This is a genomic window from Streptomyces sp. PTY087I2 (assembly GCF_001687325.1).
Taxonomy (GTDB): Bacteria; Actinomycetota; Actinomycetes; order Streptomycetales; family Streptomycetaceae; genus Streptomyces.
This window is the reverse complement of record NZ_LZRD01000004.1, coordinates 24,621-43,881: the sequence shown is the minus strand read 5'-3', so window position 1 is coordinate 43,881 and position 19,261 is coordinate 24,621. Positions and strand designations below refer to the sequence as shown.

The window sequence follows — 19,261 nt, the reverse complement described above, 5'->3', positions numbered from 1 at the left end:
CGACGGCGAATCCGGTGGCCGAGCCACGGTCCGGCCCCGCCCCCGCCTCCGCGCCCGTACGACGAGGGCGCACGCCGGAGGCCGAGCCGGAGCCGGAGTCGGTCCCCGAGCCGACGGCGAACCCGGTGGCCGAGCCGGGTCCCGCTCCGATGCCGGGGCCCGCTCCGGCGCAGGGTGCCGAGCCGGGATCCGTTCCCGCTCCGGCCTCCGCGCCCGTACGGCGAGGGCGTACGCCGGAGGTCGCACCGGAGCCGGAGTCGGTTCCCGAGCCTGCTCGCGGGCCGGGGGCGAATCCGGCCGCCGCGGCCGAGGCTCCAGCCCCGGAGGCCGCACCCGACCCCGGCCCGCCCGCGCGGCCGGAAACCCCCGCGCGCCCCGAACAACCGCCGGAGGCGCCCCCGTCGGTTCCCGCGCGCCCTGCGGCACCCGCACCCGCCCCCGTACCGCAGCGGCCTTCCGCTCCTCCACCGCCCCCCGTGCCCCCGGTACCTCCGACGCGGCCCGCACCCGCCCCCGTACGCCCCGGCGTCCCGGCGTCCTCGCCGGCGTCAACTTCGGCCTCCGGGTACGTGTCCGAGGCGGACGAGCCGGTGCGGGCCGTGCAGCCCGCTCGGCCCGTGGCGCGGCGGCCCGTCGTGCGGCCCGTGGTGGCGGACGAGGCGCCGGACGGGCCGCCCTGTCCGGCCTGCGGTACGCCGAATCTGGCCGGGCGGAAGTTCTGCCGGCGGTGCGCCGCCCCGTTGCAGGTCCGGGAGCAGCCCGCCGCCCTGCCGTGGTGGCGCACGGTGTGGCCGTTCCGCCGCCGGGTGCGCGGCGGTTCGGGCCGGGCGCTGCGGCGGACCCTGCTGGTGCTGGCCGTGGCCGCACTGGTGCTCGCGGGCTTCCTGTTCTTCCCGCTGGGGCGGTACGTCTACGAGGACGTCCGGGACAAGCTCGGCGGCACGGCCGAGATCAGCCCCACCGGGGTGACCGCGAGCGCGGCCGCTCCCGGTCATCCGGCGAGCGCGGCGGTCGACGGTCTGACGAACAAGTACTGGGGCGCCCCCGCGCTCGGCGCATCCCTGACCTGCTCGTTCGAGACGCCGTTCCGGCTGGTCGGCATCGTCGTGCACACCGGGGTGTCGAAGGAACCGCAGGAGTTCCGGCGGGGCGCGCGGCCGACCCGGGCGGACCTGCTCGTCACCACCGAGGACGGCAAGGTCCACCGGAAGGCGGTGACCTTCAACGACAAACCGGGTGAGCAGACCGTACGGATGGGTATCAGCGACGTCCGCTCCGTCGAGCTGGTGCTGCGGGAGGCGACCGGGCAGGGCGAGGGCCGGCCGATCGCGGTCGGCGAGGTGGAGTTCTTCCGGCGCTCCTGAACCGGGACTGCCGCCGTCGCCCCAGGAGTTCACCAACGCCTCAGTAACGATCGGAGAGTTATTGGCGATCAAACAATTTCGGTCACAAATGGCTTCCCTCGGCACCCCCACACGGGGTTGACTGGGCATTACCCATGGTGACGCGCCCGCCCACCGGCTCGTCGGCCCTGCCCCGGCGCCGCGGCTCCCCGCGGAGGAAGGAGGACAGCGAATGGCCAGCTCTCCCGCCTCGCGACGTCACTCCGCCGCCCGGCCCCGGGGCTCCCGGCAGCCGCGTCCCGACGGGCCCGTCCCCTGCTCGATCACCCGGAACGCGCCGTTCACATCGTCCGTCCGTATTCATCAGACGAGGGGCAGCAATGAGCCAGATCACGTTACCGGCGTTTCATATGCCGTTCCAGAGCGCTGGATGCCACCCAGGCTTGGCGAATACCCGTGAGGCCGCCTGGGAATGGGCCGAATCCGAGGGTCTCGACCTGTCCGTACCGGCCCGGAAGAAAATGATCCGGACCCGCCCGGAACTGTGGATATCCCTCATCTTCCCGAAGGCCTCTCAGGACCATCTCGACCTGTTCTGTCAATGGCTCTTCTGGGCCTTCCTGGTGGACGACGAGTTCGACGACGGCCCGGCCGGACGCGATCCGCTGATGTGCGAGAGGGCGATCACCCGCCTGGTGGACGTCCTCGACGGGGCCGCGCCGAACGGCCCCATGGAGCGGGCGCTCGCCGGGCTGCGGGACCGGACCTGCCCCGGGCGGTCACCGCAGTGGAACCGGCAGTTCCGGCGGGACACCGCCGCCTGGCTGTGGACGTACTACGCCGAGGCCGTCGAGCGGGCCGCCGGCCAGGTTCCCAGCCGGTCCGAATTCGCCAAGCACCGGCGGGATTCGGTCGCCATGCAGCCCTTTCTCTGCCTGCACGAGATCACGGCGGAAATCGATCTCCCGGAATCCGCCCGGAGCCTGCCCGCGTATATCGCCCTGCGGAACGCGGTCACCGATCATTCCGGGCTCTGCAATGACATCTGCTCCTTCGAGAAGGAAGCCGCTCTCGGCTACGAGCACAACGCCGTACGTCTCATTCAGCGCGACCGGGGATGCACACTCCAGGAAGCCGTGGACGAGGCCGGGATCCAACTGGCCCGGATAGCGGAGCGGGTGCAGCGGGCGGAAAAGGAACTGATCCAGGAAATCGAGGCGGCGGGTATCACCGGCCCGACCCGGGCGGCCCTGGAGCGCTGTGTCCAGGACTACCGGGGGCTCGTGCGCGGCGACTTCGACTACCACGCGCGCGCCGAGCGCTACACCCGTCCGGATCTGGTGGAGCTGGACGAACGGGACTCGCTGTCCCAGTACTTCGCGGCCTGAGCAGCCGGACCGGGCAGACCGGGCGGGGTGGGTGGTTCGGCCGAGCCACCCGCCCCGCCCCCGCCGGCTCCGCCCACCACCCCACGCGCATGGAAGACTGTCCGCGAGCATGTCCCGGGTCGCCCCACCGACCGGGCCGACGGTCCCGTCGTGCCCCCGGTCAGCGACCGACCGGCCGGAACGCCCTGCCCTCCGTCCGCGTCGTCCCCCGGGGAATCACACGTGAATGCACAGCGAAGAGTCTGGGCCACGGCCGCCGTCACCACGGCGGCCGTGGCAGGTGTCCTGGTGTTCCAGGGCATGACCGGCATCTCCGGCACCGGCCCCGACCGCGACGGACGGGCGGCCGACGCCAAGTCCGCCCCGGTGAAGGCCGATGTGCACCGGACCGCGCTGAAGACCTCCCCCGACGGCAGCTCCGCCTCGCTCGCGCCCCGCGACACCGAACCATTCAGCCTGCTCGGCGTCACCTGGACCGACCCGGCCGCCAAGGTGACCGGCCGGGTCGAGGCCCGTACCCGCTCGGCCGCCACCGGCGAGTGGACCGGCTGGCTGCCGCTGGACACCGAGATCGACGCGCGTACCGAAGCCGGCCGGTCCGGCGTCCGGGGCACCACCGAACCCCGCTGGGTCGGCCCCTCCGACGGTGTCGAGGTCCGTGTGCGCACCGCGAACGACGCCCGGGCCGGACTGCCCGAGGGGCTGCGGCTCGACACCGTCGACCCGGGCGGCAACCCGGCCCCGCTCGCGGCGGACGCCGACACCGCACCACCCGGCGCCGAACCCACCCCGCCCGACGCCGACGCCACCCCGCTCGCCGCCGAACCGGCCGCGTTCGCCGTCGACGAGACCCCCACCGACGAGCCCTCGCCGAGTGAGGAACCCCCGGTCACCCCACCCACCGAGGAACCGGGCGCGACGCCCACGGACGAGCCGGCACCCACCCCGACCCCCGAGTCACCGCCGCCGAACCCCACCCCCACCCCGAGCACCGCGTCCCCGACGCCGTCCGCCTCGCCGACGACGACGCCCACCGGCTCCCCGGCGCCGACGGTCCCGCCCGCGCCGCCGTCCACCGTTCCGCAGCCGCCGATCGTCTCCCGTACGGCCTGGAAGGCGGACGAGTCGCTCAACAGCGAGGCGCCCGACTACCTGGACGGGGTCAAGGCCGTCTTCGTGCACCACACCGCGCAGACCAACGCGTACTCCTGCGCCGACTCGCCGGCCATCGTGCGCGGTCTGCACACGTACCACGTGAAATCGCAGGGCTGGAAGGACCTCGGCTACAACTTCGTCGTCGACAAGTGCGGCACGGTCTTCGAGGGCCGCAAGGGCGGCGTGGACCGGCCCGTGATGGGGGCGCACACCTACGGCTTCAACCGGGACACCGCCGGGATCGCCGTGATCGGCATGTACACGGACACGCAGGCCGCGACCGCCGCGACCACCGCCGTCGCCCGCGTCGCCGCGTGGAAGCTCGGGCAGTACAAGGGCGACCCGGCCGGTTCGGTGCAGCTGACCGCCGGGGCGACCGGCAAGAACTTCGCCGGGAAGGCGTTCACCGCGGGCCAGGCCTACCCCTTCCAGCAGATCTCCGGGCACCGCGACGGGTTCAACACCGAGTGCCCGGGCGGCAGTCTGTACGCCCAGCTCCCCGCCATCCGAGCGCTGGCCGCCGGACCGGTCACGGGGCTGACCATCGCCTCGGTTACCGGAGCGAGCGCCTCCGGCTCCACGTACTACACCCGGTCGAAGGTCACCGTCGGATGGCGGGCGACCACGCCCGCCTCCCTCATCAGGAGTTACGAACTGCTCGTCGGCGGAAAGCCCGTGGCCACCGTCAAGGGCGGCGTCACCTCGGCCGCCGCCACCCTCGCCGTCGGCAAGCACACTGTCCAGGTGCGGGCCACCCACCAGTCGGGGAAGACGTCCCTGTCCCCGGCCGCGACCGTGGTCGCCGAGACCACGCCGCCGGTCTTCTCCACCAAGCCCGCCCTCACCCTGCGCCCCGGCACGGTGAACGCCACCGCCGTCCCGCTCACCCTGAAGTGGAAGGCCACCGACGCCGCCGCCCTCAAGGAGGTCCGGCTCACCGCGCCCGTCGCAAAGACGTACGGCCCCACCACGGGCAGCGCCTCGCACACCGCGAAGCCCGGCACGGCGACCGCGTGGAAGATGACGGCGTACGACCACGCGGGCAACACGGCCGCCGCCTCGGTCTCCGGCACCCCGGTGATCCTCCAGGAGTCCGCCGCCACGAAGACCGGCACCTGGACGACGAAGTCCTCCGGCAACTACCTCGGCGGCAAGTCGTACTCCAGCGGCACCAAGAACGCCAGCCTGACCTGGACGTTCACCGGCCGGTCAGCCGCCTGGGTGGTGTCGCGAGCCGCCACTTCGGGGCAGGCATACGTCTACGTCGACGGCAAGAAGGCCGCCACGGTGGACCTGAAGTCCGCCACCACCAAGTACCGCGACGCGATCTGGACGGCGTCGTGGCCCTCCAGTGCCAAGCACACGGTCAAGATCGTCGTCGTCGGCACGAAGGACCGCCCGACCCTGACCACGGACGGGCTGGTCTATCTGAAGTAGCCGCCCGCGACCGGAGCAGGGCGGCCGCACCACCGCACCGCGAGAGGAGTTGGCAGGCACCATGACCGACATCGTGGCGGGGGCTCCCCCGCAGGTGAGGACCGTGCACGGCACCATGCGCGGGGCGGTGGAGCGGGGCGTCGCGGTCTTCCGCGGCATCCCGTACGCGGCCGCGCCGGTGGGCGCGCGGAGGTTCCGCGCGCCCGGACCGCCGGAGCCGTGGACCGGAGTGCGCGAGGCCGTGGCGTACGGCCCGACCGCCCCCAAGCGGCCCTACGCCCCGCCGCTGGACCGGCTGCTGCCGGACCCGGCGGTGCCGGGCGACGACTGGCTGAACCTCAATGTGTGGACGCCCGCGCCGGGCGCGACCGGGCTGCCCGTCCTCGTGTGGATCCACGGGGGCTCGCTGGTGCACGGCTCCTCGGCGGTGCCGGTGTACGACGGATCCGCGTTCGCCCGGGACGGGGTGGTCCTCGTCTCCGTCAACTACCGCCTGGGCGTCGAGGGCTTCGGCGTCCTCCCGGACGCGCCCGCCAACCGGGGCCTGCTGGACCAGCTGGCCGCCCTGGAGTGGGTGCGGGACAACATCGCGGCGTTCGGCGGCGATCCGGACCGGGTGACGGTGGCCGGGGAGTCGGCGGGCGCAATCTCGATCGCCGGGCTGCTGGCCGCGCCCCGGTCGGCGGGGCTCTTCCGGCGGGCGGTGCTCCAGAGCGGGGCGCCCGCCGCGCTGCCCCCGGACGCGGCGCGCGGCACGACCGAGCTGATCGCGCAGCGGCTCGGGGTGCCCGCGACGGCCGCCGCGCTGGCCGCCGTGGACCCGGAGACGCTGCTGGACGCGCAGACCGAGGTGACCAGCGGCGGCAACCCGCTGACCGGCCGCAACTCCTTCCAGCTGGTCGTCGACGGCGACCTGCTGCCGCAGGACCCGGTGGCGGCGCTGGAGGCGGGCGCGTCCGCCGGGGTGGATCTGCTGCTGGGGACGAACACCGAGGAGTACCGGCTCTGGTTCGTGCCCGGCGGCCTCACCGAGAAGATCAGCCGGCTGAAGCTGCGCCTGGCGCTGCTGAAGTTCCGGGTGCCGAACGCGACCGCCCGCACGTACCGCGCCAACCGCCCGGACGCCACGCCGGGTGAGATCCTCGGAGCGCTCGCGACGGACCTGCTGCTGCGGATCCCGCTCAACCGGCTGGCCGACGCCCGGACGGACACGCCCGGTGCGACGTACGTGTACGAGTTCGGCTGGCCCACCCCCGTACAGCGACTCGGCGCCTGTCACGCGCTGGAGCTGGGCTTCGTCTTCGACACGCTCGCCCACCCCGACACCCGGGCCCTGACCGGCCCGGACGCCCCGCAGGAGCTGGCGGACGCGATGCACCGGGCGTGGGTGGACTTCGCGACGGGCGGGGACCCGGGGTGGCCGTCCTGGGACGCGCGGCGGCCGGTGGGGTTCTTCGGCCATGACGGACAGAGCGGTCCGGCCGTGGTCCTGGCCCCGCGCGACGACGAGCTGCGGAGCTGGGAGCCGTACCGGAACGCCTAGGGTCTGAGCGAGATCCAGTGCGGGTCGGGGACCACGGTGAGGACCGCCGAGACGACCACGACAAGCCCCAGCACGACCTGTTCGCGGCGGGCGAGGCGGTGCGCGACGGCCGGGTCGGTGTCCCGGAGCATGCGCCGCCGCGCCGCCAGGGCCAGCATGCTGACGACGGCCATCAGCGCGAGCTTGAGCAGCAGGGTGCGCCCGTAGGCGGAGGTGAACACCACGTCCAGCGGCAGCCGGCGCAGGGTCGAGGCGGTGCCGGTGGCGGCGAGGGCGACGTACAGCCAGATCGCCAGGCGCGCGTACCGGCCGAGCAGCGCGCGGGCCGCGACGGGGGAGCCGCGCCAGAGCCACATGGTGCGCAGGACGTACAGCAGGACGCCGGTCCACAGCGACGCGGCCGTCAGATGGACGACGGTCAGGGCGGCGCCGAACTCGGGGCTGTACGCCTCCGGGTGAGCGCGCAGGGCCTCCGCGCCGATGACGACGGCGAGCGGGGCGAGCGCGAGGACGGGGCGTTTGCTGCCGGCGCAGAGGGCGGCGAGGACCAGGCCGTTGGCGATGAGGAGGAGCAGTCCGCCCTCGCGGGTGCCGTAGGTCTCGGTGATCCCGAGGTCGCTGACGGCGGCGAGCCGGACGATCTGCCCGGCCGCGGCGGCCGCCCCGGCGAGCGAGGCGAACACCGCCCAGCTCCGTACGGCGGTACGGGGGCGGCCCCGGACGGGCCGGATGAGCTGCGGGGCGACCAGTTCGCCCAGGTGGAGGGCGAGCGCGGCGAACAGGACGGTGCGGAGCACGGTGGTGAGCCCCGCGCCGGGTATCCGGAGTTCGCCGGTGCCGCGGGCCATGAGGCCGGGCCCGAACAGCGCGATGAGGAGGGCGAGGACGCCTGCCGCACCGAGCAGGAGAGGGGCCGTCCACGAGCGGCCGGACGGCGACGGCGCGGTCGCCCGCCCGGGTATCTCGCCGGGGCGCGGCACGCTGCCCGCCGACGTCGTCGGCGGGATCGGCGTGGCCGGGTCGGCCGGGGGTCCGGAGAACATCACGGCTCGATCCTCGTCGGTGGACAAAGCCGCAGCAAGCCGCGCACGGCGGACGGGAGGGGCTCCTCCGGACGTACCCGCGGCGGCCGGCCCCGACGTGAGGAAGGAGGGACCGACCGCCGCGACGGTTGAAACTGTGCTCTGCTCAGGCCTTGTTCTGCGCGGCCCAGAACTCGTCGAAGGTGAGCTGGCCGTCGCCGTTGGCGTCGTGTGCGTTGATGATCGCCTGCGCCACCGTCTCGGTGACGAAGGGGTCGCCCAGCTGGGCCATCGCGCTCTTGTACTCGTTGGCCGTGATGAGGCCGTCGCCGTTCGCGTCGAACTTCTCGAATACCGCGCGCGCCGACTCGATGTCCGCCACTGTTCCGCCCCTTCGTGATGCCGGATGTCAGGGGTCAGATTATCGGGCCGTACGGGTGAAGCCGGCGGCCGGTCGGCCCAGTAGCTCCGTCGCCGTGACCGCGTGCAGCCCGCGTCGGCCGATCTCCGCGAGGAGCAGCGGCAGGGCCTCGACGGTGACCGGGCGGCCGAGGCTGAGCTCCACCACCGATCCGTTGCGCAGCTCCCCGGCGACCTTCCGGGTGACGGCGGCGACGCGGGTGGCCTCGTGGTCGCGCGACTCGACGTCGCAGCCGAGGACATGGGGGTAGCCGGCCCGCCGGGCGAGGCGCTGGACGAGCGGGGAGGCGTACGCGGTGGGCGAGGGCCGGAACCAGGCGCCGATGGACCCGGTGAGCCGGCGCAGCCGCCGGGCGCAGGCGGCGATCTCCTCGTACGCGGCACGCTCGTCCAGGGCCGCGAGGTCGAGGTGGTGCTCGGTGTGGTTGCCGATCTCGTGGCCCCCGTCGAGGATGCGGCGGGCCAGTCCGGGGTGCTCGGCGAGCCAGGTCCCGACCGCGAGGACCGTGACGCGCGCCCCGGCCCGTTCGCACCGGGCGAGCGCGGTACGGGCGAGGTCGGGGTCGCCCCGCCCGTCGAAGGTGAGGGCGATGCGGGGCCGGTCGCGGGGCCCGTGCGCGATCCGGAAGGGCAGCCCGGGGAAGCGGTGCGGGGCGGCGGCCGTGGCGGGGGCGGCGGAGCCGGTGGGGCCGGGAGCACTGGGCCCGGGGGCGACGGGGGTGCCAGGGGCCGGGGCGGCGCAGCCTGCGGCAAGGACGGCGACCAGCGCCCCGGCGCCCGCGCCGAGCACGTCGCGGCGGCCCATCGGAGCCCTGCGTCCGTCCATGCCCGCCCACCTCACGTTCCACGGATTTCACCGATTCCCGGGGACACAGTAGAGGCGCGCTGACCGAAATAAGACGATTGCGCAGTTCAGCAGATGATCAATGAATCATTCAAGCACTGCCATAAAAATGCATGGAAAACCAGGCAAGTGACCGAGCACACCTACGATTCAACCAAGAGTTGCCCGTTTGTTCCTTAAATGTTCCGACAAGTCGCTTTGGCACCGGGGTCGCCCGTCTGCCATAGTCGGAGCCACGACCCCCATCGACCCGGGTTCAGGTCGTCACAAGCGGCCGCGGACACACCCCCCATTTCGCGGCCCCCCACAGAAGCCCCCGCAGCGCCGCACCACGGCCGACCGGGGGCTTCTGCGTTCCGGCGGCGCGGAGCCCTCCCCGTATCAGCGGTCGGAGATCCGCATCTCGAACCAGGTGGTCTTGCCGCGCGGCAGCAGGTCCACGCCCCAGCGGTCGGAGAGCTTGTCGACGAGGAAGAGCCCGCGGCCACTGACGTCCATCTCGCGCACCGGCATCAGACACGGCAGCCCGCGCGAGGGGTCACGCACCTCGACCCGGATCCACCCCCGCCGGCGCACCATGCGTAACCCGAAGACCCGGGCCCCGGTGTGGCGCACCGCGTTGCCGACGAGCTCGGAGACCAGGAGCACCGCGTACTCCGCGGTCTGCGGCGAGAGGGCCCACTGACGGAGGACGACACAGGAGGTGAGCCGACGGGCCGTCGCCGCCGACTCCGGGCGGGACGGCAGCCGGACTTCCTTCTCGGTCGGATTTCCGAACAACTCCAGCGCCTTGAACGCCTGTTCGTCATCCATGGTCGACGAACTGCGTGCCGCCGTCGCGCTACTGCGCGGTCGCGGCTGCTCCACACCCTCCAGGCCCGCCATGCCCACCATCATGGCCGCACGGATCGCCTTCCGGGGCCGTTCCTTCGGAATCCGCACCCCGCATCGACACGACCCCGGGAAGGCTTTTGGCATATGCCTTCGGCAACACAGCCCCGCGAACGGCTTGCCTGAGCTGCGACGACACCCCACCCGACGCACACGGCCCGAACGACGACGGCACCGGGCCTTAAGGTTGCCTTAAGGCCCGGATAATCCGCCCTCAGGGATGAACCCCCACGCGAGGCCCACCCGAGCCGACTACCCGCGGCCCCGATCTGACTACGGATCACCGGCCATCTGACTATGGATCAGCGGAACGTCGCCTTCCCCGGCCCCTCCTCCACGAAGCTGCGCATGCCCCGCTCGCGGTCCTCCGTGGCGAACAGGCCGGAGAACCAGTTGCGCTCAATGGTGAGGCCGGTGTCGATGTCCGTCTCCAGGCCCGCGTCGATCGACTCCTTGGCCGCGCGCAGGGCCAGCGCGGGGCCCTTGGCGAGCTGGGCGGCCCAGGTGTGGGCCTGGTCGTAGACCTCGGCGGCCGGGACCACGCGGTCGACGAGGCCCAGGGTCAGGGCCTCCTCCGCCTTGACCATGCGGCCGGTGAAGATGAGGTCCTTGGCGCGGGAGGGGCCGATCAGGCGGGCGAGGCGCTGGGTGCCGCCGGCGCCGGGGATCAGGCCGAGGAGGATCTCCGGCTGGCCGAGCTTGGCGTTGTCGGCGGCGATCCGGAAGTCGGCGCAGAGCGCCAGTTCGCAGCCGCCGCCCAGCGCGTAGCCGGTGACGGCGGCGACGACCGGCTTGGGGATGCGGGCGACGGCGGTGAAGGCGTCCTGGAGGCCCTTGGAGCGGAGGACCATCGCCGTGTGGTCCATCGCCTGCATCTCCTTGATGTCCGCGCCCGCCGCGAACACCTTCTCGCCGCCGTAGAGGATCACGGCGCGCACGTCCTCGCGCCGGGTCGCCTCCTCGGCCAGCTCCCGCAGCCGGTCCTGGATCGCGACGTCCAGGGCGTTCATGGGCGGCCGGTCGAGCTGGATGGTGCCGACGCCGTCGCGTACTTCGAAGGTCACAGTCATGGCTAGAGGTTAACCACCGCTAACGACTGCGGGCCCGGTGCCGTTGGTCACAGCACCGGGCCCGCTCGAAGAGGGGAAGGGAGTTACTTCTTCCACTCCTCCCAGTCCATGTTCCAGCCGTTGAGGCCGTTGTCCGGCTGGATCTGCTTGTCCTTGGAGTTCTTCACGATGACCACGTCGCCGATCATCGACTTGTTGTAGAACCACGCCGCCGGCGTCTGGTTGTCGTAGCCGCCGCGCACATCGCGCAGACCGACGCAGCCGTGGCTGGTGTTGGTGGTGCCGAAGATCGAGGACGCGCCCCAGTAGTTGCCGTGCAGGAAGGTGCCGGAGGTGGACAGCCGCATGGCGTGCGGGACGTCCTTGATGTCGTACTCGCCGCCGAAGCCGACGGTGTCGCCGTTCATCCGGGTCACCTTGAGCTTCTCGCTGATGACCATCTGACCGTTGTACGTGGTCGTCGCCGGGGCGCCCGCCGAGATCGGGATGTCCTTGATCTGCTTGCCGTCGCGGACCACCTTCATCCGCTTGCTGCTCGCGTCGACGGTGGAGACCTGGCTGCGGCCGATGGTGAACGTCACCGTCTTGGACTGCTGGCCGTAGACGCCCGGCCGGCCCTCGACGCCGTCGAGGTTGAGTTCGACGGTGACCTTGGTGCCCGGCTTCCAGTACTTCTCGGGGCGGAAGTCGAGGCGGTCGTTGCCGAACCAGTGGCCCTCGATCTCGACGGCCGGTTCGGCCGTCACCTTGATGCCCTTCTCGACCGCGTCCGGGGCGGTGATGCCACGGGTGAAGTTGATGGAGACCGGCATGCCGACGCCGACGGTGGAGCCGTCCTCGGGCGTGTAGTGCCCGATGAAGGTGTTCGCGGGGACGAGCGTGGTGAAGGTGGTGTCCTTGGCCGACTCGCGGCCGTCGGAGTCCTTGGCGACCGCGTGCACCGTGTACTTGGTGGAGGCGGCGAGGTGGCGCTCGGGCGTCCAGCTCGCGCCGTCGGCGGAGATCTCGCCCTCGACCTCGTTGCCCTTGGGGTCGGCGACCTTCACCGTGGTCAGCTTGCCCTGCTCGGCGCCGATCTTCAGGGCGCCGCTGGTCGCCACGGACTCCGCGCCGTCCTTGGGCGCGATGGTCACGACCGCCCGCGAGGCGGTCGTGTCCTCCTTCTTCGTGCCGCCCGCCGGCCCCTTCTCGTCCCCCGCGTCGGCGCTGCCGCCGCCTCCGCACGCCGTCACCAGCACCAGCAGAGCCCCCAGAACCAGGGCCAGAAGCCCCGGTCCGCCGCGCCGCTTCCCGCTCGCCCCGGCCGATGCCCCCGATATCGGCTGCCCGTTCACTGTGGTCGTCTCCCCTCGCACGGCCCGGCTCCCGCCGTGGCCCGCACCCCCGCGCGCTACACCTGCACGCCCGCCGCAAGATAATCACATCGCGGGCGCGGAGAACTCCCCCCGGAATGTCACCGTTCCGTCCCAACTGGTCGGGGCGGCTCCGCGGGGAGCTGTGCAGGTGGCGCGGGGTGCCGGGGCGAGGCGGCCGGGGCCGGGGCGGCAGGGCGGGGACGAGGCGGCCGGGCCGGGCTCCGGGAGCGCCGGACCCGGGTTCTCAGCGCAGGGCGGAGCCCGCCGTCCACTTCTTCCAGCTCATGTTCCAGCCGCTGAGCCCGTTGTCCGGGGCGACTTTCTTGTCCTTGGAGTTGACCACCTCGACCACGTCGCCGATGAGGGTCCGGTCGAAGAACCAGCCGCCGGGGGTGGAGCCGCCGCCGCCCTTGGCGTCGCGCAGTCCGATGCAGCCGTGGCTGACGTTCTCCTCGCCGAAGACGGACTCGTCGGCCCAGTAGTTGCCGTGCAGGAAGGTGCCGGAGGTGGTGAGCCGGATCGCGTGCGGTACGTCCTTGATGTCGTACTCGCCCTTGCCCTCCTTGTCCGTGAAGCCGACGGTCGCCCCGTTCATCCGGGTCACCTCGTGCATCTCGGTGACCACCATCTTCCCGTTGTACGTGGTGGTCTTCGGGGCCCCCGCGGTGATCGGGACCGTGCTGACGAGCTCGCCGTCCCGGCGTACCTCCATGGTCTTGGCCTCCGCGTCGACCCGGGAGATCTGGTGGCGGCCGACGGTGAAGACGACCGTCTTGTCCTGGCTGCCGTAGACGCCCGGGGCGCCCTCGACGTCCCGCAGCCCGATGTCGACGGTGACCTCGGTGCCGGGTTTCCAGTACGTCTTCGGGCGGAAGTCGAGCCGGTCCTTGCCGAACCAGTGGCCGACGACCTCCACCACCGGATCGGACGTCACCCGGATGGCCTTCTCCACCGCGGCCCGGTCGGCGATCGCCCGGTTGAAGGCAAAGGAAACGATCATGCCGGTGCCCACGGTGGACCGGTTCTCCGGTTTGAAGTAGCCGATGAAGCGGTGCTCCGGCACGAGCGTGGTGAACGTGGCGTGCCGGGCGGAGCGGCGGCCCCGCGCATCCACGGCCACCGCGTCGATGCTGTACTTCGCGGCGAGGGCGAGCCGGGCCACCTTGGGTTCCGGGGCCCAGGAGCGGCCGTCCTCGGCGATGCGCCCCGCCACCGTCTGCTGCTGGGCGTCCTCGATCCGCATGACTTTCACGCTCTCCAGCCGCCCGTCGGGGACCTTCACCGCGATCCGGGTCTCCTCGTCGACGTCCTCGGCCCCGTTCTCGGGGAAGACGCTGATCGCGTCGCCGGGGGACCGGGCCTTGCCGTTGAGCAGGGCCTCCCGGGTGTCGGTGCAGCCGGTCAGAAGGGCCAGCACGGTCAGCAGTCCTGCCCAGGTCAGCACGGCGGCCGAGGAGGCGCGTGCGCTCTTCGCTGTGTGGTTCACGCTCCCCCAACGACCAGGGCCGGTCGGGGGAAACGTGAGTGCGGGCCGCCCGGTGGGCAGAACAGAGGGGAGGACTACCTGAAAGGGGCCGCGGCCGGGACGCCGCGCGCCCCTTCTCCGGTGCCCGTCCTACGAGCCGCGGGAGGCTACACGGTGTCGAGCGCAGCCGAGCAGGAGGCAGTACAGGATCCCGAGCGGGAGGCGGTGCAGGATCCGGGGACGGTGGCCGCCGTCCGCGCGGAGATCGTGGAGGTGCAGCGCACCGAGCACGCCGAGGCCGTACGGGCCGCGGCCCCGGCCCCGGCCGTGTGGCCCGGGGCCCCGATGCCTCTGGGGGCCCGCTTCCGGGTCGGCCCGGACGGGGTGGCGGGGACGAACTTCGCGCTGTGGGCGGGCGGGGCCGAGGCGGTCGAGCTGTGTCTGTTCGACGAGCGGGGCGCCGAGACGCGCTGCCCGCTGACCGAGCTGACCCATGAGATCTGGCACGGCTTCGTCCCCGGCGTACGGCCCGGTCAGCGCTACGGCTACCGGGTGCACGGCCGCTGGGACCCGTGGACGGGGGCCCGCTGGAACGCGGCGAAGCTGCTGCTCGACCCGTACGCCCGTGCCGTCGACGGGACCTTCACCCTGCCGCCCGAGGTGTACGGGCATGTCCGGGACTGGCCGGACCAGCATGTCGCCGACACCGTGCGCGACGACCGGGACTCGGCCCCGTACGTCCCCAAGGGGGTCGTCGTCCACGATGACGACGACTGGGTGGAGGACCGGCGGCCCAAGACCCCGTGGGCCGACTCCGTCATCTACGAGCTGCACGTACGCGGCTTCACCAGGCTGCACCCGGACATCCCGCCCGAGCTGCGCGGCACGTACGCCGGTCTCGCGCACCCGGCGGCGATCGAGCACCTCACCCGGCTGGGGGTCACGGCGGTGGAACTGCTGCCGGTGCACCAGTTCGCGCACGAGGACCATCTGCTGCGGCGCGGGCTGCACAACCACTGGGGCTACAACTCCATCGGCTACTTCGCCCCGCACGCCGACTACTCCGCCTCCGGCACCGCCGGCCAGCAGGTCGGCGAGTTCAAGCGGATGGTGCGCGCGCTGCACGACGCCGGGATCGAGGTGATCCTCGACGTCGTCTACAACCACACCGCGGAGGCGGGCGAGCTGGGCCCGATGCTGTCGCTGCGCGGCATCGACAACCGCGGCTACTACCGACTGGAGGGCGACCCGCGCCGCTACGCCGACTACACCGGCTGCGGCAACACCCTGCACGTCGTGCAGCCGCAGGTGCTGCGGCTCATCACCGACTCGCTGCGCTACTGGGTCACCGAGATGGGCGTCGACGGCTTCCGTTTCGACCTGGCGGCGGCGCTGGCCCGCTCGATGCACGACGTGGACATGCTCTCCCCGTTCCTCGCGGTGATCGCCCAGGACCCGGTGCTGCGCCGGGTGAAACTGATCGCCGAACCGTGGGACGTCGGCAACGGCGGCTACCAGGTAGGGGCGTTCCCGCCGCTGTGGACCGAGTGGAACGACCGCTACCGGGACGCCGTGCGCGACTTCTGGCGCGGCGCGCTCCCCGACGTACGGGATCTCGGCTACCGGCTGACCGGCTCCAGCGATCTGTACGCCTGGGGCGGGCGCCGCCCGTACGCCTCGGTCAATTTCGTCACCGCGCACGACGGCTTCACCCTGCGCGACCTGGTCTCCTACGAGCAGAAGCACAACGAGGCGAACGGGGAGGGCAACCGGGACGGGACGAACGACAACCGGGCGTGGAACTGCGGGGTCGAGGGCGAGAGCGACGATCCTCAGATCAACGCGCTGCGCCGCCGTCAGCTCCGTAATCTGCTGACCACGCTGCTGCTGTCCACCGGGGTGCCGATGCTGGTGGCGGGCGACGAGATGGGCCGGACCCAGGGCGGCAACAACAACGCCTACTGCCAGGACAACGAGACCGGCTGGCTGGACTGGTCGCTGCTGGAGCAGCCGCAGTGGCGGGAGCTGATCGCGCTGACGGCCCGGGTGCTGACGCTGCGCCGGACCCATCCGGTGCTGCGGCGCCGCGCGTTCTTCTCCGGCCGGGCGCAGGCCCCGGACGGGCTGCGGGATCTGGCGTGGTTCGCCCGGGACGGCCGGGAGATGACGGAGGGAGACTGGTACGCCCCCGCCGCCACGCTCGGGCTCTACCTCTCGGGCCGGGACATCCCGGGGCGGGACGCGCGGGGCGAGCCGGTGACCGACGACAGCTTCCTGGCCGTCCTGCACGCGGGCGCGGAGCCGACGTCCTTCGCACTGCCGGGAGCGCCGTGGGGAGCCGCGTACGAACTGGTCCTGGACACCTCGCGGGAGGAGCAGGCCGAGGCTCCGGGCACGGTCCTGGACGGCGGTACGGAGATGGCGGTGCCGGCCCGTTCGGTGCTGCTGCTGCGGGTGGTGGAGTAGCGGGGGCCGCTCAGCCGAGGATGCCCCGGTCGTAGCCGACGGCGACGGCCGCGGCCCGGTCCTTGGCGCCCAGTTTGGCGAAGACATGGGTGAGGTGGGTCTTCACGGTCGCCTCGCTGATGAACAGTTCGGCGGCGATCTCGCGGTTCGTCGTGCCCCGGGCCACCAGGACCAGCACCTCCCGCTCCCGGGCCGACAGGGCGGTCTCGGCCGGGTCGGCGGCGGGGGTGCGGACCCGGGTCATCAGCCGGGAGGCGACGGCGGGCGACAGGACGCTGCGCCCGTCGGCGGCGGCCCGGACGGCGGCGAACAGCTCCTCGCGCGGGGCGTCCTTGAGGAGGTAGCCGGTCGCGCCCGCCTCGATCGCGGGGAGGGTGTCGGAGTCGGTGTCGTACGTGGTCAGCACCAGGACCTTCGAGCGGGCGCCGCGCCGGGTCAGCTCCGCGATGGCCGCCACTCCCCCGCCGCCGGGCATCCGCAGGTCCATCAGGACGACGTCGGGGTCGAGTTCACCGACGACGGCGAGCGCGTCCACACCGTTGGCCGCCTCGCCGAGCACCTCGAAGCCGGGGGCGGCGGTGAACATGCCGCGCAGTCCGTCCCGGACGACCGGATGGTCATCGACGACGACGAGGGTGACGGTACGGGCGGGGGTCTCGGTCATGATCGCACCGTACGGGGGGTCATGGGCCTCTGGCCAGGACCTGGGGCCGGGGCCGCTCACGGGTGCCCGACCAGGTTGCTCAGCAGGGCCGTTCACGGGTGTCTGACCAGGGGCACCCTGGCCGAGACCGCCGTGCCGCCGCCCGGTTCCGACTCGACCTCGACCGCGCCCGCGATGCGCTCCGCGCGGGCCCGCATGCCGCCGAGGCCGAAGCCGCCGGTGCGGCTCGCCGGGGCCGCGGCCGCCGGGTCGAAGCCGCGGCCGTCGTCCCGGACGTCCAGGGTCAGTTCGTCGTCCATGAACGACAGCGTCACCCCGACCCGGGATGCCCCGGCGTGCCGGCCGGCGTTCGCCAGGGCCTCGCCCGCGATGCGCAGCAGGGTGGCGGCGATCTCGTCGTGGACCGGTTCGACGGTGCCGGTGACGGTGAAGTCGGCCCGGACGCGGTGCTGTTCGGCCCAGGCCGCGACGGTCTTCTCCAGCGCCCCGGTCAGCTCGTCGTGCTCCAGGGCGCCGGGGGCCAGGTTGTGGACGGAGCGGCGGGCCTCGCCGAGGCTGTGGCGGGCGAGCGCGGCGGCCCGGTCCAGGTGGACGCGGGCGGTCTCCGGGTCGCGGTCGGTGAGCGAGGTCACGACCTGGAGCTGGGCGATGATCCCGGTGAGGCCCTGGGCGAGGGTGTCATGGATCTCGGCGGCGAGCCGGCGCCGCTCGTCGTCGACCCCGGCTTCCCTCGCCTGGACGAGGAGTTGGGCGTGCAGGGCCGCGTTCTCGGCCATGGCCTGCTCCAGCCGGAGGTTCGTGCGCTCCAGCTCCGCGATGGTTTCGGCCTGGACGCGGGCCTTCTCCTCCTCGCGCATCCCGACCTGCCAGAAGAAGAGGGCGAGGACGGAGTTGATGAGGTAGAGCGCGCCGAAGGCCACCCAGTTCATCAGGGTGGCGGGCGGCAGGCCGCCGCTCTGCGAACCGGCCAGAGTGACGGCGGTGGTGAGCAGGCCGGCGCGGACGAGGCGCTTGGGGAGCAGGGGTCCGATGTCGAAGTAGCCGAGGGCGGCGTAGATCGCGAAGAACGGGTTGAGCCAGGACAGGGCGAAGGCGAGGACGGTCCGTGCGGTGTAGTAGGCCACCCCGGCCGGTCCGCCCGGTGCGGTACGGGGACGGGCCCGGCCCCACCAGACCTGGAGCCCGTACGCGACGGCGGCCAGGACCCCGGCGGCGTACATCTCGGTACGGGTCATGATCAGGTCGGCGGCGACCGCCCCGACCAGGACCGCGAGGGTGAGAACGGCGTAGGGCCCGTACCGGTGGAACTGCTCCCAGCGGTCCTCGACCGTGCGGGGCCCCGTCGCGCCGGACGGGTACGGGGAGCGGGGCGGCTGCGTCATGCGCGCAGTCTCCGTCACTGCCACCGGAAGAGTCGAGTGGCCGCGAAGCCCAGAACAACGGTCCACAGGGCGAGGATCCCGAGGTGGATCCAGCCCGGCCAGCTCCCGGACGCGGCCTGGTCCAGTGCCTGGGAGGCGGCCCCGAACGGGGTGATCTCGACGATGCGGCGCAGGGCGTCGGGCATCGCCTGGACGGGCAGCCACACCCCGGCGCTGAACATCATCACGAGGTAGGCACCCGTGCCGACCGCGGTGGCCGCCTTCGTCGTCCCGGACAGGGCGCAGATCATGGAGCCCAGGGTCAGCGCGGCGGCGACGGCGAGCAGCAGCGCCAGCAGGTAGCCGGGGAGCTGTTCGGGCAGCGCGACCCCGTAGGCGATCCGGCCGATGGCGGTGACGAGGAGCGCGGAGGCGAGGCAGGCCGCGCCGTGCAGCAGGATCTGGGCGGAGAGCAGGGCGGAGGGCCGCACCGGGGTGGCGGACATCCGGCGCAGGATTCCGCGCTCGCGGTAGGCGGTGAGGACCGGCGGCATCGCCTGGACCGCCGCCGTGATCATGGCGAGCAGGATCGAGATGGGGACGTACAGGTCGATGACGCGCCGTCCGTCGAGGTCGTCCTGCGCCTCCTTGAAGGCGGGGACGAAGCCGAGGATCACCAGGAGGACGGAGGGGAAGGCGAAGATCCAGAACAGGTTGCCCGGTTCGCGGAGGAAGAGCCGGGTCTCGGCGATCAGGACGGCGGCCGCGGGACCGCGTCGCCGGGCGACGCGGGGCTCGGGGGCGGTGGCCGGTGCGGTGGTGGTCTCGGTCGGCATG

General features: G+C 72.7%; 15 protein-coding genes. 5 read left to right on the top strand and 10 right to left on the bottom strand.

The genetic code is table 11. The features are described from left to right. Positions 1–569: 569 nt before the first annotated feature. The 4 genes from A3Q37_RS05060 (at position 570) to A3Q37_RS05045 (ending at position 6,866) form a co-directional block, all read left to right on the top strand. Positions 570–1,364, top strand: a complete 795-nt coding sequence (locus A3Q37_RS05060; protein WP_255311741.1) for a zinc ribbon domain-containing protein — start codon at positions 570–572, stop codon at positions 1,362–1,364. Between the two features lie 389 nt (positions 1,365–1,753). Further along, positions 1,754–2,731: a terpene synthase family protein gene (locus A3Q37_RS05055; RefSeq protein WP_065478089.1), complete on the top strand. Its 978-nt coding sequence runs from the start codon at positions 1,754–1,756 to the stop codon at positions 2,729–2,731. A gap of 222 nt (positions 2,732–2,953) precedes the next feature. After that, positions 2,954–5,323, top strand: a complete 2,370-nt coding sequence (locus A3Q37_RS05050) for a peptidoglycan recognition protein (RefSeq protein ID WP_065478086.1) — start codon at positions 2,954–2,956, stop codon at positions 5,321–5,323. Between the two features lie 61 nt (positions 5,324–5,384). Beyond that, positions 5,385–6,866 carry a carboxylesterase/lipase family protein gene (locus A3Q37_RS05045; RefSeq protein ID WP_107471494.1) on the top strand — a complete coding sequence of 494 codons (1,482 nt, stop codon included), beginning with the start codon at positions 5,385–5,387 and terminating at the stop codon, positions 6,864–6,866. Here A3Q37_RS05045 and A3Q37_RS05040 read toward each other — a convergent pair. The 7 genes from A3Q37_RS05040 to A3Q37_RS05010 all read right to left on the bottom strand — a co-directional run bounded on the left by A3Q37_RS05040 (position 6,863) and on the right by A3Q37_RS05010 (position 13,954). Then, a complete protein-coding gene (locus A3Q37_RS05040; RefSeq protein WP_065478083.1) occupies positions 6,863–7,909 on the bottom strand; it encodes a CopD family protein in 1,047 nt (348 codons plus the stop codon). The genes A3Q37_RS05045 and A3Q37_RS05040 overlap by 4 nt on opposite strands. Before the next feature lie 145 nt (positions 7,910–8,054). Beyond that, a complete protein-coding gene (locus A3Q37_RS05035; protein ID WP_006127690.1) occupies positions 8,055–8,270 on the bottom strand; it encodes an EF-hand domain-containing protein in 216 nt (71 codons plus the stop codon). Positions 8,271–8,309: 39 nt separating this feature from the next. Next, on the bottom strand, positions 8,310–9,134 hold the full coding sequence (locus A3Q37_RS05030) for a polysaccharide deacetylase family protein (protein WP_065478079.1): 825 nt from the start codon (positions 9,132–9,134) through the stop codon (positions 8,310–8,312). A gap of 399 nt (positions 9,135–9,533) precedes the next feature. After that, positions 9,534–10,049 carry an ATP-binding protein gene (locus A3Q37_RS05025; RefSeq protein WP_065478076.1) on the bottom strand — a complete coding sequence of 172 codons (516 nt, stop codon included), beginning with the start codon at positions 10,047–10,049 and terminating at the stop codon, positions 9,534–9,536. Between the two features lie 296 nt (positions 10,050–10,345). Beyond that, positions 10,346–11,113 (bottom strand): enoyl-CoA hydratase/isomerase family protein, encoded by a 768-nt coding sequence (locus tag A3Q37_RS05020; RefSeq protein WP_065478073.1) that lies wholly within the window; start codon positions 11,111–11,113, stop codon positions 10,346–10,348. Between the two features lie 83 nt (positions 11,114–11,196). Continuing rightward, on the bottom strand, positions 11,197–12,447 hold the full coding sequence (locus tag A3Q37_RS05015) for an Ig-like domain-containing protein (RefSeq protein WP_065478070.1): 1,251 nt from the start codon (positions 12,445–12,447) through the stop codon (positions 11,197–11,199). Positions 12,448–12,712: 265 nt separating this feature from the next. Further along, on the bottom strand, positions 12,713–13,954 hold the full coding sequence (locus tag A3Q37_RS05010; RefSeq protein WP_065478068.1) for an Ig-like domain-containing protein: 1,242 nt from the start codon (positions 13,952–13,954) through the stop codon (positions 12,713–12,715). A 153-nt stretch (positions 13,955–14,107) separates the two neighbouring features. Here A3Q37_RS05010 and glgX point away from each other — a divergent pair, with 153 nt between their 5' ends. Then, positions 14,108–16,399: a glycogen debranching protein GlgX gene (gene glgX / locus A3Q37_RS05005; RefSeq protein ID WP_065478064.1), complete on the top strand. Its 2,292-nt coding sequence runs from the start codon at positions 14,108–14,110 to the stop codon at positions 16,397–16,399. Between the two features lie 10 nt (positions 16,400–16,409). Here the strand turns inward: glgX and A3Q37_RS05000 are convergent, their stop codons facing one another. The 3 genes from A3Q37_RS05000 to A3Q37_RS04990 all read right to left on the bottom strand — a co-directional run bounded on the left by A3Q37_RS05000 (position 16,410) and on the right by A3Q37_RS04990 (position 19,260). Next, positions 16,410–17,063, bottom strand: a complete 654-nt coding sequence (locus tag A3Q37_RS05000; RefSeq protein ID WP_065478062.1) for a response regulator transcription factor — start codon at positions 17,061–17,063, stop codon at positions 16,410–16,412. Between the two features lie 92 nt (positions 17,064–17,155). Next, positions 17,156–18,445 carry a sensor histidine kinase gene (locus A3Q37_RS04995; protein WP_065478058.1) on the bottom strand — a complete coding sequence of 430 codons (1,290 nt, stop codon included), beginning with the start codon at positions 18,443–18,445 and terminating at the stop codon, positions 17,156–17,158. A 14-nt stretch (positions 18,446–18,459) separates the two neighbouring features. Then, positions 18,460–19,260: an ABC transporter permease gene (locus tag A3Q37_RS04990; RefSeq protein ID WP_065478055.1), complete on the bottom strand. Its 801-nt coding sequence runs from the start codon at positions 19,258–19,260 to the stop codon at positions 18,460–18,462. Position 19,261: the final 1 nt, after the last annotated feature.